The organism is Pseudomonas putida, assembly GCF_004357765.1.
In the GTDB taxonomy this organism is placed as follows: Bacteria; Pseudomonadota; Gammaproteobacteria; order Pseudomonadales; family Pseudomonadaceae; genus Aquipseudomonas; species Aquipseudomonas putida_U.
The window spans coordinates 134,649-146,951 of the sequence record NZ_SMTE01000001.1 but is presented as its reverse complement, the minus strand read 5'-3'; the positions used below and the strand labels follow the sequence as shown (position 1 = coordinate 146,951).

12 protein-coding genes are annotated in these 12,303 nt (G+C 63.0%); 5 read left to right on the top strand and 7 right to left on the bottom strand.

Annotated elements, in window-relative coordinates:
- The first annotated feature begins 92 nt into the window (after positions 1-92).
- A complete protein-coding gene (locus E2H86_RS00690; protein ID WP_133324388.1) occupies positions 93-989 on the top strand; it encodes a universal stress protein in 897 nt (298 codons plus the stop codon).
- Between the two features lie 50 nt (positions 990-1,039).
- Here E2H86_RS00690 and E2H86_RS00685 read toward each other — a convergent pair whose 3' ends face one another.
- Positions 1,040-1,531 (bottom strand): BCAM0308 family protein, encoded by a 492-nt coding sequence (locus tag E2H86_RS00685; protein WP_133323964.1) that lies wholly within the window; start codon positions 1,529-1,531, stop codon positions 1,040-1,042.
- Positions 1,532-1,686: 155 nt separating this feature from the next.
- On the opposite strand from E2H86_RS00685, the gene E2H86_RS00680 reads away from it, so the two are divergent.
- The gene (locus tag E2H86_RS00680) at positions 1,687-2,634 is read left to right on the top strand and encodes a ribose-phosphate diphosphokinase (protein ID WP_133323963.1); all 948 of its coding nucleotides are present in this window, start codon (positions 1,687-1,689) and stop codon (positions 2,632-2,634) included.
- 14 nt (positions 2,635-2,648) lie between these two features.
- Here the strand turns inward: E2H86_RS00680 and E2H86_RS00675 are convergent, their stop codons facing one another.
- From E2H86_RS00675 to E2H86_RS00660, 4 genes are all read right to left on the bottom strand, one after another.
- A complete protein-coding gene (locus tag E2H86_RS00675) occupies positions 2,649-3,539 on the bottom strand; it encodes a universal stress protein (RefSeq protein WP_133323962.1) in 891 nt (296 codons plus the stop codon).
- 28 nt (positions 3,540-3,567) lie between these two features.
- On the bottom strand, positions 3,568-5,187 hold the full coding sequence (gene groL, locus E2H86_RS00670; RefSeq protein ID WP_133323961.1) for a chaperonin GroEL: 1,620 nt from the start codon (positions 5,185-5,187) through the stop codon (positions 3,568-3,570).
- Between the two features lie 108 nt (positions 5,188-5,295).
- Complete coding sequence (locus E2H86_RS00665; protein ID WP_133323960.1) at positions 5,296-7,560, bottom strand: heavy metal translocating P-type ATPase; 2,265 nt, start codon at positions 7,558-7,560, stop codon at positions 5,296-5,298.
- Positions 7,561-7,566: 6 nt separating this feature from the next.
- Complete coding sequence (locus E2H86_RS00660) at positions 7,567-7,821, bottom strand: outer membrane lipoprotein OprI (RefSeq protein ID WP_110634624.1); 255 nt, start codon at positions 7,819-7,821, stop codon at positions 7,567-7,569.
- Between the two features lie 152 nt (positions 7,822-7,973).
- Between E2H86_RS00660 and E2H86_RS00655 the strand changes: the two genes are divergently transcribed.
- From E2H86_RS00655 to E2H86_RS00645, 3 genes are read left to right on the top strand one after another with little or no spacing between them, the layout of a single operon-like run.
- Entirely contained in the window at positions 7,974-8,621 is a 648-nt protein-coding gene (locus E2H86_RS00655; protein WP_027917283.1) for a BON domain-containing protein, read from the top strand.
- Positions 8,622-8,645: 24 nt separating this feature from the next.
- Positions 8,646-10,487, top strand: a complete 1,842-nt coding sequence (ftsH, locus tag E2H86_RS00650) for an ATP-dependent zinc metalloprotease FtsH (RefSeq protein WP_133323959.1) — start codon at positions 8,646-8,648, stop codon at positions 10,485-10,487.
- A gap of 28 nt (positions 10,488-10,515) precedes the next feature.
- The gene (locus tag E2H86_RS00645) at positions 10,516-10,941 is read left to right on the top strand and encodes a potassium channel family protein (protein WP_133323958.1); all 426 of its coding nucleotides are present in this window, start codon (positions 10,516-10,518) and stop codon (positions 10,939-10,941) included.
- Positions 10,942-11,030: 89 nt separating this feature from the next.
- Here E2H86_RS00645 and E2H86_RS00640 read toward each other — a convergent pair whose 3' ends face one another.
- Together E2H86_RS00640 and E2H86_RS00635 are read right to left on the bottom strand one after the other, a co-directional pair.
- Complete coding sequence (locus tag E2H86_RS00640; RefSeq protein ID WP_165976022.1) at positions 11,031-11,495, bottom strand: CBS domain-containing protein; 465 nt, start codon at positions 11,493-11,495, stop codon at positions 11,031-11,033.
- Positions 11,496-11,555: 60 nt separating this feature from the next.
- Entirely contained in the window at positions 11,556-12,116 is a 561-nt protein-coding gene (locus tag E2H86_RS00635) for an Hsp20/alpha crystallin family protein (protein WP_133323956.1), read from the bottom strand.
- Positions 12,117-12,303 lie beyond the last annotated feature (187 nt).

Here is a 12,303-nt window from a genome sequence, read left to right as displayed (position 1 = left end):
TGATAAAAATCAAGGCCCCCTGGCGCCATCGCGGCACCCTAGGCCTGAGCCCGTATGCCTTCCCGGCGACGGCCATCGCTGCGGAGGCCATCATGAACGCTTTGACGCGACTGCTACTGATCTGCCATCCGGACCTGCACTCCTCACCAGCCATGGCGCGCGCCCAAGCGCTGGCCAAGGCCACAGGTGCCACCTTGCACCTGGTGGTGCTGAGCCAACTACCGTCACGCCTGATCACCCTGGACCAAATGCTGCGCAGCAGTGCCCGCAAGCAAGACGCCGAGCACCGCAAGGCATGGCTGCACGAGCAGGCGCAAGCGCTTGGCGAGCAGGGTATTACCGCCTATGCCGAAACACTGGATGACGATGACCCGCTCAAGGACCTGATCCGCCTGGCACAGCTGCACCATGTGGAAATGCTGATCAAGGATATCCGCCACGAAACCGTCGTCAGCCGTGCCCTGCTCACGCCACTGGACTGGCAGTTGCTACGCCGCTGCCCGATACCGTTGCACCTGGTGGCTCAGGCTGAGGCGGCGCTGCCTGCGCGGGTGCTGGCGGCCGTGGACCTGGTCGAGCACGACGCTGCGGTGCACAGGTGCAACGACCATATTCTGCAGGCTGCACAGGTTCTGGCGCAGCGCTGCAAGGCACAACTGCATGTGCTCCAGGCCTATGAACCGAGCCCTAGCTTCATGGCCTACGCCGCCGCACCGGTGGCATGGACCGATGAGGTGATCGAAGAAGTGACAGGCAGGGCACGGGAACGCCTGACCCGCTTCGCAGGCCACTACGGCATCAAGCCGGACCATTTGCACCTGATACGCGGGGCTGCCCGGAGTGTCATCAGCGAATACGCCAACCAGCATGGCTTCGATGTGGTCGTCATGGGCACGCTTTACCATGAAGGCTTGGCCAAGGTCATCGGCAGTACCACCGAGCAAACCCTGTACAAGGTGCATTCGAGCATTCTGGCGATCCACGGCTGATTGGCCGCCAGGTTGCTAGGCTCCGTGCCATAGCAAACCGGCGGTCCCTCTCAATCGCGATGCCAATCGACGCTCAGGTACCGCTCACTGTCGCTGTAGCGATAGCTGCAGGCGCCGTCATAAGCGGCTTCCAGTTCATGTCCGATACGGTTGGCCAGGTGCGTGCCGGTGGTGGTCGCCACCAGTTCGTCATCCTTGCAGTCGATGGCGATCAACCGTTCCAGCACGTGGGTCTGGCGCTCTTGCTGTTCGGCATGGAGCATGAGCTGGCGAATCTCCTGCTCATGGGTCGTAAGGAAACGACCCGACACGCGCACCTGGCCCGCCGGGGCATGATCTTCGATACGTCGACAGGCGGGGCATACGGTCGACTCCAGCGGTCCGAGGCCGTTGGCTCCGTGCGGGTGCCATTCACCCTCGTGATAGACTGCGCCACATTGCGGGCAAAGCGCGCTGCCACTCGGGCGAAGGGGTATGGCGTAAGGGTCGAAGGGACGGGTTTTGAACAATTTGTCCTTGTGGCTTTTCTGATACTTGTCCATCGGCGTGCTCGCTGTACGGATTGTGAAGATCGCAGCCCTTGGCATGCGCTGACCTGCACAGTGTCCGCCCATGGGCCACGCTGTACTTGATAATCGTCAAACCCAGCGGTGCAACACCGCTTATGTTGCCGATAACGACCGGGGGAGTACCGCGCATGAACACCACAGCGCCATTGATGTTTGCATTGCAAGGGAGCGAGGGCTATGGCGATGCCGTTGCCCGACGCCTGGGCGTCACGCTGTCGGCACATGAAGAGCGAGACTATGAGGACGGCGAACACAAGTGCTGGCCCATGGACCCGGTCGAGGGGCGAAACGCCGTCGTTTTCCACTCACTTTATGGTGACACGCACCACAGCGCTCACGACAAACTGTGCCGGCTACTGTTCTTCTGTGGTGCGCTCAAGGATGCCGGCGCCAGCCAGGTGACAGCCGTGACGCCCTATCTGTGCTACGGACGCAAGGACCGCAAGGTGGAATTTCAGGATTCGACCATTACCCTTCACGTGGCGCGCCTGATGGAAAGCTGCGGCATCGACCGGGTGGTGGCGCTGGATGTGCATAATCCCAGCGCGTTCGACAATGCCTACCGGATCCCGGCCTGGAACCTCAACTGCGCGCAGCTGTTTGCCGAGCGCCTGGCGCCGCTGCTTGCTGAGCAGGTCATCACGGTGGTGTCGCCGGACATGGGCGGTATCAAGCGCGCCGAACAGTTTCGCCACGCACTGGCCCATTTGCTCGCGCGCCCGGTGGCCATGGCCATGGTGGAAAAGCACCGGCAACACACGCAACTCAGCGGCGAGTGCCTGGTGGGGAATGTGGCTGGCAGCACGGTCGTGCTGTTTGACGACATGATCAGTACCGGCCAGACACTGTTGCGGGCCGCACACGCCTGCCATCGTGCTGGCGCATCCCGCATTCTGGCTGCCGCCACCCACGGTCTGTTCACAGCCGCAGGAACGCTGTTCGAAAGCGGGATGTTCGACCGCATCCTGGTCGCCGACAGCATCACGCCCTTTCGCCTGCCCGCCGCTTGCCGGGCCCAGCTGGACATCGTCGACAGCAGCGCCCTGGTCGCTGAGCGCCTCATGCCCATGGCGTAGCCAGCCGCACAGCCCTATACCACGAGGATATTGCAAGGCACCTGATACAACACATGCTCGGTGGTGCTGCCGAACAGACGGTCCAGTCCCCGGGCGATGGGCCGCCCCATGACCAGTACGTCAACCGGCTGTGATTCGACGTATTCGCTGAGCACCGCGACCGGACGGCCCAGGACGAAGTGACGGCGTTGCGCTGGCGCCCCGAAGCGATCGGCGAGTTTCTTGAAATCGTCCTCCAGCGCCTGACGCATGGGCTCGGCAATGTCACCGATGGCCCAGGCGGCATAGCCCATGTCGCCCATGTAGGCCATCGACAGGTCGCAGGCGTGCAACAGGTCCAGTTGCGCCCCGGTCTGCAGGGCCAAGGCGCTGGCCTGCTGGACGATGCTGTCGTTACGGGCTTGCCCTTCTGGCGAGGTGTCGGCCACGTCTACCGTCGCCACTACCTGGCGCGGCAACGCCGGCCGGCTGGCACCGAGCAAGTAGACCGGGACCGGGCAGTGGCGCAACAGTTGCCAGTCAAGCGGCGTGAAGAACGCGCGCTTGAGCGCGGGCTCACGCTCGACCTGCTTGAGCAGCAGGTCCGGTTGCATCTCCATGACGTGCTGCAGGATGTCATCCTGCAGGTCATTGCTCCAGGCCACCTCGGTGGTCACCTGCACGCCAGAGGCGCGCAGCGCATTCGCCTGGGCTTCCAGCTGTTGCTGCTGAGCAAGCCGGTAAGCCTCCCGCTCCGTTTGGTGCTTACCGGACTCCAGCAGCCAGAGTTTGTCCAGCGATTCGAGCAAGGCGACGATGTGCAGGCTGGCCGATGCGGATCGGGCCAGTGCAACGGCCTGCTCCAGGGCGACCGCCTGATGCAGCATCGGGCGCATGATCAGCAACAGGCGTTGATAGTGGCTCATGATTGCCTCCAATGGTGGGTCGGCCTGATCACTCAGGCAGCGGGGGTTGCATCAGGGGTGCGGTCTTTTCCGGGATATCGGTCATGGTGGCTTCAGTCAGCAGCAGAATGCTGGCGACCGAGACCGCATTTTCGAGTGCGACGCGCACCACTTTCGTAGGGTCGATGATGCCTGTCTCGTACATGTCGACATAGGTATTGGATGCGGCATCGAAGCCGATGCTGCCCGTTTCGGCCAGCATGCGAGCCACCACGACACCCGCGTCCACGGCGGAATTTTCAGCAATCGTCCGTGCTGGCGCTTCCAGTGCCCGGCGCAGGATCTGCAGCCCCGTGCGTGTGTCACCTTCATGGCTGGGCTCTTCGGCAAGCAAGGCAGGCACAGCCTTGAGCAAGGCAAGGCCGCCGCCGGGCACGATGCCCTCGGCAATCGCTGCGCGGGTAGCCGCCAAGGCGTCATCCAGAGCGTCCTTGCGCGCTTTCATCTCGGCTTCGGAAGGTGCGCCCACGCGGATGACAGCCACGCCACCGGCAAGCTTGGCCAGGCGCTCCTGAAGCTTCTCCCGGTCGTAATCACTGGTACTGGAGGCGATCTGCGCACGGATTTGCGCGACACGCTCGGCCACGGCCTCCTGCGTGCCTTTGCCTCCGACCAAGGCGGTGCTGTCTTTGAGCACCAGCGCACGGTGAACCTGGCCCAGCTGGGACAGTTGCAGGTGCTCGAGATTGACGCCCAAATCAGCCGACACCACTGTGGCGCCCGTAAGTACAGCTATGTCTTGAAGCATTTCCTTGCGCCGATCACCATACCCGGGAGCCTTCACCGCCACGGCGCGCAACACTCCGCGAATCTGATTGACCACCAGTGTGGTCAAGGCTTCGCCGTCGATGTCCTCGGCGATCACCATCAACGGCTGGCCGCTCTTGGCCACCTGCTCGAGCAATGGCAGCAGGTCAGCCAGCGCACCAATCTTGTGATCGCACAGCAGTACACACGCATCGGTGAGTTCGACCTGCATCTTTTCGGTGTCGGTGACAAAGTACGGGGACACGTACCCCCGGTCGAAACGCATGCCATCCATGATGTCGACCACGGTTTCGGTGGTCTTGGATTCCTCCACGCTCACCACGCCTTCCACACCGACCTTTTCCAGAGCGTCGGCGACCAGCTGACCGATCAAGGGGTCGTTGTGGGCGGACAATGTGGCCACCTGGGCTTTTTCCCGGATCGTGTTGACCGCACGCGACTGCGCCAGCAATGCCGCCTGAACCAGCGCCAGGCCCATATCCAGGCCGCGCTTGAGGTCGATGGCACTGGCCCCGGCCACCACGTTTCTGACGCCATCGGCAAGAATTGCCTGGGCCAGTACCGTCGCCGTGCTGGTGCCATCGCCGACCGCCTCCGCCGTGCGCTCGGCTGCCTGGCGCAGCATCTGGGCGCCGAGGTTCTCCTCAGCGTCCTGCAAGTCGACACGCTTGGCGATGGACACGCCATCGTTACAGACAGTCGGGCGACCCCAGGTGCTCTGCATCAGCACCGACTTCGACTTGGGGCCCAAGGTGACGCGTACGGCATCGGCGAGCTGGGTGGCGCCACTGAGGATCTTCTCCCGTGCCGCTGACCGAAAAAGGATTTTGCTGTGCGGCATGATTTTCAGCTCCCGTGCAGGGCAGCGTGATTGACTGCTGCCAGCATCCGGCTCACGCCGCCCTTGGCGCTTGATTTTTATCAAACGTGCGAACGCCTGCAGCGTCGCTCAATGTTTGTCGAGGTACCGATACAAGGCTTCTTCCTGGTCGAAATGTAATTTCGCCAAGGTATCCAGGCGTATGAGCTGGTGCTGGATTTCGTCGGCGCTCGGGTGGGCAGCGGCCTGGATGAAATCCTCGCTCATGCGCGTCAGCAAATGGATCAGCCTGAACATTTCCCGGTGGGTATGGCTGAGCGGCGAGAGCGGATCCTCGCCCCCCATGTAGCGGCTCAACAAAGGGTATAGCCGCTGCTCGTCGTCCCGCTCATGGCGCTCCAGCAAGCCATGCAGGGCGGCGACCAGGCGCCCGAGGTCGGCCCGCGCCTGCGGCGCAGGGCGGCTGGCAAAGTCCCGCGCCATCTGGCTCAGTTCGCTCAACAACCCGTCCAGCTGCCGATGCTCGTCCTGCATGCGCTGCAGGCTCGCGGCGGGCAACCCGTTGCGGCCATCGCCGGCAACCGGGCCGAGGGCGCGCAGGGCATTGAGGATGATCAACAGGTCGATGCCTTCCTGCACTATCGCCCCCATCACCGCAGGCAGGTAGCCGGCCGCAGCGCACAGCATGGCCAGCAACGAGAGGCTCATGCCCACCCACACGCCTTGGCGGGCAATGCGCACGGCGTGTCGGGCGATGTCGAGCGCTTCGATCAAGCGATCCAGCCTGTCGACCAGCAAGACCACGCCGGCTGACTGCGCCGAGGCCGTCACGCCGGACGCACCCATGGCAACCCCGACATCGGCAGCAGCCAGTGCCGGCGCATCATTGATGCCATCCCCGACCATCAGCGTGGGGCCTTTTTGGCGACCTTCCTGAACCAGGCGGACCTTGTCCTGTGGTGAAAGGCCAGAGCGAAGCGCATCGATACCCGCCGTCAATGCGATCATTTGCGCCGTCTGGGGGCGGTCGCCAGTCAGCATGACAATCTTGTCGATCCCACGTGCTCGAAGCCGGCGCAGGGTCTGGGGTGTTTCCCGACGCACATCGTCGGCCAGCCGCAACATCGCTTTCAGTTCACCGTCCACGGCGACGAAACTGCCACTGCTGGCCAGATAGTCCAACTGCCGCAAGCACGCCTGTGCCCAATGGCCCGCCTCCCTGTCCTGCTGCACGTAAGCCAGCAGCCCCAAGCGCACGGCCTTGCCTTGCACCTGGCCGGCCAACCCTTGGCCTGGAGCCTCCTGCACCTTTTCCGGCGCCGTCAGGGTAAGGCCCCGCGCGAGGGCAGCGTCGACAATAGCCCGAGCGATCGGATGGGTGGAGGCCTGGGCCAACGACGCGGCCCACTGCAAAATCTGCAGCGGCGCGCCCTCCCCGTTGAGCTCGATCGATTGCAACCGGGCATGACCGCTGGTCAAGGTTCCGGTCTTGTCGAGAAAGACCTGGCGGATCCCGGCAAGCGCCTCCAGGACCGCGCCATCGCGCACCAGAATGCTACGCCGCGCCGCTCGCGAGATGCCCGACAGCACGGCAATCGGCACTGCCAATATCAGCGGGCAAGGCGTGGCGACCACCAGCACCGCCAGCACGCGCTGCGGGTCGCCACTGGCCCACCAGGCGAGCGCGGCGATCAGCAATGTCAGCGGGATGAAGGCCAGCGCGTAGCGGTCAGCCAGGCGCACGAAGGGCGCGCGTGACTGGCGTGCCGCCTCGGCCAGGCGCACGATGCCGGCATAGGTGCTTTGCGCCGCGGTCTGCGTGGCCACCAGCAGCAACGGCGCGCCTGCGTTGCACACCCCGCTGGCCACCGACTCGCCGCAACGGCGAGTGACGGGTAACGACTCCCCGGTCAGTGCCGCCTCGTCCAGCGTGCGCCCGTCCACTGGCACGATTTCACCCAGGCGCACCAGCACGGCCTGACCTGGCCTGACCTGATCCACCGCAACCTCTCGCAGCCCGTCCTGTTCCTGGATCCAGGCACGTTGCGGCGCCCGGTCGATCAGCGCGCGCAGTTCACGCTCGGCATGACGCACACTGAACGCTTCAAGTGCCCGGCCGGTGGCCAGCATCAGCGCGACCACAGCCGCCACCAACATGTTCTCCAGGGCCAGAGCGGCGGTGATCGACAACAAGGCAATCAGATCGATACCCGCCTCCCCACGGGCCAGGCGCCTGAGCATTTCCACCGCCAACACCCCGGCCATGATCAGGCCGCCAGTTGCCCAGACAAGCGCGGCCCAGGCAGGCCGCTGCGCCGCATAGGCCACGCCGCCTGTCACCAAGGCCAGCAGGCAGACCACCAACAGTGCGGGGTCGAGCCATCGACGTGGCATGGCGGGCTACTTGCGTCTGGCCTGTTGGCGCAGTTGCTGCACCTCGTCCTGAGCCTGGGTTGCCCGCCGTAGTGCCTCGTTGGCAGTCTGCTCGACCAGATCGATGCGGTAACACACCTGATCGGCGCGCAACCTCGCGGTGGCGGCATTGTTCTCCGCCGACTCCAGGCGCGCATCGTATTCCTCGGCGCGCCACGCCGTGCAGCCTGAAACAGTAATCAGCAGCAGGCTTGCCCACCCGCAAAGCACATAACGTCGCATATCCGTACCCTCATGCATGCCCAGGACACGCTGAGTATCGATGGCGGCGTGCGCCGCAGCCTGACATTTGTCAATCGCGTTGGCCGGCACAAGGGTAGAAACAAGGACTCAGGGCACTTCAGCCCCTCCCCTGTCCGCTACCGGAGCCGATCATGAACGACCTTGACTTGCGAGACCTTGTGCTCGAAGAGCTGGAATTCAAACCTGATATCAATGCCGCCAGCATCGGCGTGACGGTGCAGGACGGTGTGGTGACCCTCTCCGGGCACGTCAACAGCTATGCCCAGAAAGTCAGTGCCGAGCGCACGGTCAAGGCCATGAAAGGCGTGCGCGGGCTGGCCGAGGAAATCGAGGTACGCCTGAACAAGCTCGAAGGTACCGCTGACGACACGATTGCCAGCCGTGCCCTGAACATCATCGCCTGGAGCTCGGACGCCAACGTGGAGGGCATCAAGGTCACCGTGCAGAAAGGGACGGTGACCTTGGAAGGCCAGCTCGATTGGCAATACCAGAAGGAGGTGATCGAACAGGCAGTCTGGCGCCTGTCGGGCGTGGTCGGCGTGCATAACCGCATCACCCTCAAAGCCCGGGCCGACGCGGTCGATATCAAACGCCATATCGAGGACGCTCTCAAGCGCAGCGCCGAAATCCAGGCCGAAGGCATCCGCGTCACGGTCAACGGTGGCGTGGTCAAGTTGGAGGGCAAGGTGCACTTGCTGCGCGAGCGAGAAGTGGTCGAGCGTGCGGCCTGGTCGGTGCCGGGCGTCAGCAAGGTCGAAGATTATCTGTTGATCGCCTAGTGCCGCCGCGCCGAGGAGAAATGGATGAACAAGGGTAAGCCCTGGAAGCTCTACTTCCTGGCAATTGGTCTGGCGGTGCTCGCAGCCGTGCAGTTCGGCATGTTCAACAAGCCGGCCGTGCAAGCCATCCCTTACAGCCAGTTCCTGCAGTTACTCGATCAGCAGAAGGTCAGCGACCTGCATATCGAGCACGACCGTATCCTCGGCAGGCTGCAGGAGCCGATCGATGGCCGTTCGGTGTTTTCCACCGTGCGCGTCGACCCGGCACTGAGCGAGCAACTGGGTCGCTCTGGGGTGTCGTTCTCTGGCGTCATCCAGGACAGCACGGTAGCGACTGCGGTGGGCTCATTGATGCCGCTGTTGATGATGCTGGTGCTGTGGTACTTCCTGTTTCATGGCGTGGGGCAGAGACAGGGACTGGGCGGGTTGATGGGGGTTGGCAAGTCGCGCGCGCGAGTCTATGTCGAACATGAAACCCAGGTGACCTTCGCCGACGTGGCCGGTATCGACGACGTCAAGGGCGAGCTGACCGAGATTGTGTCCTTCCTGAAAAACAAGGCCTGGTATGCACGTCTTGGCGCTCATGTACCCAAGGGCACGTTGCTGGTTGGCCCACCCGGAACCGGCAAAACCCTGGTCGCCAAGGCCATCGCCGGGGAAGCGGCGGTGCCGTTCTTCTCGATCTCCGGCTCGGAGTTCGTGGAGATGTTCGTGGGCGTGGGTGCCGCGCGGGTACGTGACCTCTTCGACCAGGCCCGCCAGGCCGCACCTTGCATCATTTTCATCGACGAACTGGACGCCCTGGGCAAGATGCGCGGCGTCGGCAGCTTTGGCGGCAATGACGAGAAAGAACAAACCCTCAATCAGTTACTGGCCGAGCTCGACGGCTTCGACCCGCGTGAAGGCGTGGTGCTGTTGGCCGCGACCAATCGCCCGGAAGTGCTGGACCCGGCGCTGCTGCGTGCAGGGCGCTTCGACCGGCAGATTCTCATCGACCGGCCCGACCGCAAGGGCCGCCTGGCGATCCTGAAAGTCCACCTGCACAAGATCATCTACAAGAATGACCTGGACTGCGAGCGGATTGCCGAGATTACCCCAGGCCTGACGGGCGCCGACCTGGCCAACCTGGTCAACGAGGCGGCCATCGTCGCTACCCGGCGCTCCAGCCAGTGGGTCGAGTTGCAGGATTTTACCGCTGCGGTCGAGCGCCTGGTGGCGGGTGTCGAGCGCAAAGGCAGCGTGTTGCGCAGCGACGAACGCCAGGTGGTGGCCTACCACGAAATGGGGCATGCTCTGGCCGCCAGCAGCCTGCCGGCAATGGATCCGGTCCACAAGGTGTCGATCATTCCCCGCGCTGCGGGTTCACTAGGTTACACCCTGCAACGACCGACCGATGACCGCTACCTGATCAGCACCCAGATGCTGCGCGACCGCTTGGTCGTGCTGATGGCCGGGCGCGCCGCCGAACACCTTGCGTTCGGCCAGGTCTCCACGGGTGCCGCCGACGACCTCGGGCGCGCCACCGACATCGCCCGCCAGCTGGTTACCCGCTTCGGCATGAGCCCGGTGCTGGGCCAGGCGGTGCTGGAGCGCCAGCAAGCCGGCTATCTGGGCGATTCGATGTTGCGCCAGGAGCGCAAGGACTACTCGGAGCAAACTGCGCGCGAGATCGACCTCGCTGTCCGCGGCTTGCTCGAAGAAGCCTATGACCAGGCGCGGGCTTTGCTGGAGCAGCGCCGCAACGACCTGGACGCAGGTGCGCGTCTGTTGCTGGCCAAGGAAACCATCACCCCTGAAGAATTCCCAGCGTTGCAACCGCAGGCCAATGAGCCCGCTACTTACGTGTTGGTCGAGGCCACCAAATGAACCATCAATCCTGGCCAGGGTACCCGCCATGCTCTCTGTGACACTGATCAACATGCTGGTGGTGATCCTGGTGGTGATCATCCATTACGAATGCCTGCTGCGCCTGAATGACTGGCTCCCTCGGCTCAAGCTCTGGAGCCGCTTTCGCATCGTGGCTGGCGTATTCGGCGCGCTGCTGGCCCACGCAATCGAAGTATGGTGCTTTGCCCTGGCCTATTACCTGATGGCCCATGCCCCGGGCTGGGGTACGCTCAGCGGCAATTTCGACGGGAGCTTCCTGGACTGTGTGTATTTTTCCTTCACCACCTATACCACTATAGGATTTGGCGACATCGCGCCCACCGGCCATCTCAAGTACCTCACCGGCCTGCAGGCGTTGACGGGCCTGGTACTGATCACGTGGACCGCATCCTTCCTGTTCCTGGAAATGCAGAAATACTGGAAGGCCAAGTAAGGCTGGGTTAGGCGTCCAGGCTTTCGAGTTCTTCGGCATTGGGGAAATCACTCATGTCAGCCTCCTGTCATCATCGCGCACGGGTGCGCTCAAAGGTCTTCGCCGCGAAGGTCCTCCTCCCGCCGGCTCTGTTGACGGATCAGCAGTGACAGTTCGTGCAGGTGGTCCGACAGAAGCCCCACCAGGTCGTCTGCCGTGGCGATACCGACCAGCAGGCCCAAGTCATCGACTACCGGAATGCGTCGGATATTGGCGCGCCGCATGTTGAGGATGACATCGAACAAGTCTTCGTTCTGGTTCGCGGTGATCAGAGGCCGAGGCAGCACATCGACCGCCTGCAGGTCTTCCTGATCCGGTGGATTGCGCGCGATGATACGCAACGCCAGATCGCGATCGGTGATCAGGCCGATGGGCCGATAACGCTCGCGGTCGACATGTTCGGCCAATACCAGGTCGCCAACATGGTACTGATTCATCATGCGCGCTGCGGCATAGATGGAAATACCGGGTGGTGCAGTAACCACGTCACGGTTGCAGTATTTGCCAATGGACATCATGTTCTACCTCCACAGGCGGAGCCTCCTTGCTCCTCAATGCAGTCAGGATAAGGTTGATCATTTACCGCTCTTGATCGGAATTACCTTTTCCGGATGGATGGCTTCGGCGCGCTTGGGCAGGTGCACCAGCAGCACGCCTTTGCTGAACTGGGCATTGATCTTCTCGGCGTCAACTTCACGGGGCAACTGGAATACCCGCTCGAAGCTGCCGTAATGGCGCTCGGACAGGTGATATTCCTTGCGTTTTTCGTCCTTTTCCTCCTGTTTCTCGCCGCGGATCACCAGGTTGCCATTGGCGAGCTTGATCTCGATGTCCTTGTCATCTACGCCAGGCAACTCGGCGCTGATGCGGTACTCCTCGGCCAGCTCGCTGATGTCCATGGCTGGCATACCGTGGGTGAACAAGTCACGCCGCCAGAATGGTTCGAGATCGAACGGTGTGTGGCTGAACGGCATGCGCATCGGCCGCCGGCCGAAATCTTCGAACAGGCTGTCGATCTGACGGCGCAATTGCTGGAAGGGCCGCCACAGATCCGAAGGTTCGACGCTGGGCGGCGAAGCTTGGGCTGGCTGGGTGGCGACCGGGGTAACAGGCACTTTCTTGGCAACTTCTGACATGGCGACCTCCTCGAATGAGTAATGCCTCCCAGGGAGACGCCTCGAGCATGCGCCGTGGGGCTGCCCCCCGTTTGACCTTTATCAAGAGCGTGGCGCCCCTTCCGCCAGTCGGTTTGATCCTGGTCAACATGCCGCATTGACCACGGCCTAGGCTGATATCAGCAAGACATACTTACAGAGCGAGGCA

What these genes read in the sequence shown, in the direction of transcription:
- E2H86_RS00690 (WP_133324388.1), top strand. Translation starts at nt 93, where the DNA reads ATGAACGCTTTGACGCGACTGCTACTGATCTGCCATCCGGACCTGCAC.
- E2H86_RS00685 (WP_133323964.1), bottom strand. Translation starts at nt 1,531, where the DNA reads ATGGACAAGTATCAGAAAAGCCACAAGGACAAATTGTTCAAAACCCGT.
- E2H86_RS00680 (WP_133323963.1), top strand. Translation starts at nt 1,687, where the DNA reads ATGAACACCACAGCGCCATTGATGTTTGCATTGCAAGGGAGCGAGGGC.
- E2H86_RS00675 (WP_133323962.1), bottom strand. Translation starts at nt 3,539, where the DNA reads ATGAGCCACTATCAACGCCTGTTGCTGATCATGCGCCCGATGCTGCAT.
- groL (WP_133323961.1), bottom strand. Translation starts at nt 5,187, where the DNA reads ATGCCGCACAGCAAAATCCTTTTTCGGTCAGCGGCACGGGAGAAGATC.
- E2H86_RS00665 (WP_133323960.1), bottom strand. Translation starts at nt 7,560, where the DNA reads ATGCCACGTCGATGGCTCGACCCCGCACTGTTGGTGGTCTGCCTGCTG.
- E2H86_RS00660 (WP_110634624.1), bottom strand. Translation starts at nt 7,821, where the DNA reads ATGCGACGTTATGTGCTTTGCGGGTGGGCAAGCCTGCTGCTGATTACT.
- E2H86_RS00655 (WP_027917283.1), top strand. Translation starts at nt 7,974, where the DNA reads ATGAACGACCTTGACTTGCGAGACCTTGTGCTCGAAGAGCTGGAATTC.
- ftsH (WP_133323959.1), top strand. Translation starts at nt 8,646, where the DNA reads ATGAACAAGGGTAAGCCCTGGAAGCTCTACTTCCTGGCAATTGGTCTG.
- E2H86_RS00645 (WP_133323958.1), top strand. Translation starts at nt 10,516, where the DNA reads ATGCTCTCTGTGACACTGATCAACATGCTGGTGGTGATCCTGGTGGTG.
- E2H86_RS00640 (WP_165976022.1), bottom strand. Translation starts at nt 11,495, where the DNA reads ATGTCCATTGGCAAATACTGCAACCGTGACGTGGTTACTGCACCACCC.
- E2H86_RS00635 (WP_133323956.1), bottom strand. Translation starts at nt 12,116, where the DNA reads ATGTCAGAAGTTGCCAAGAAAGTGCCTGTTACCCCGGTCGCCACCCAG.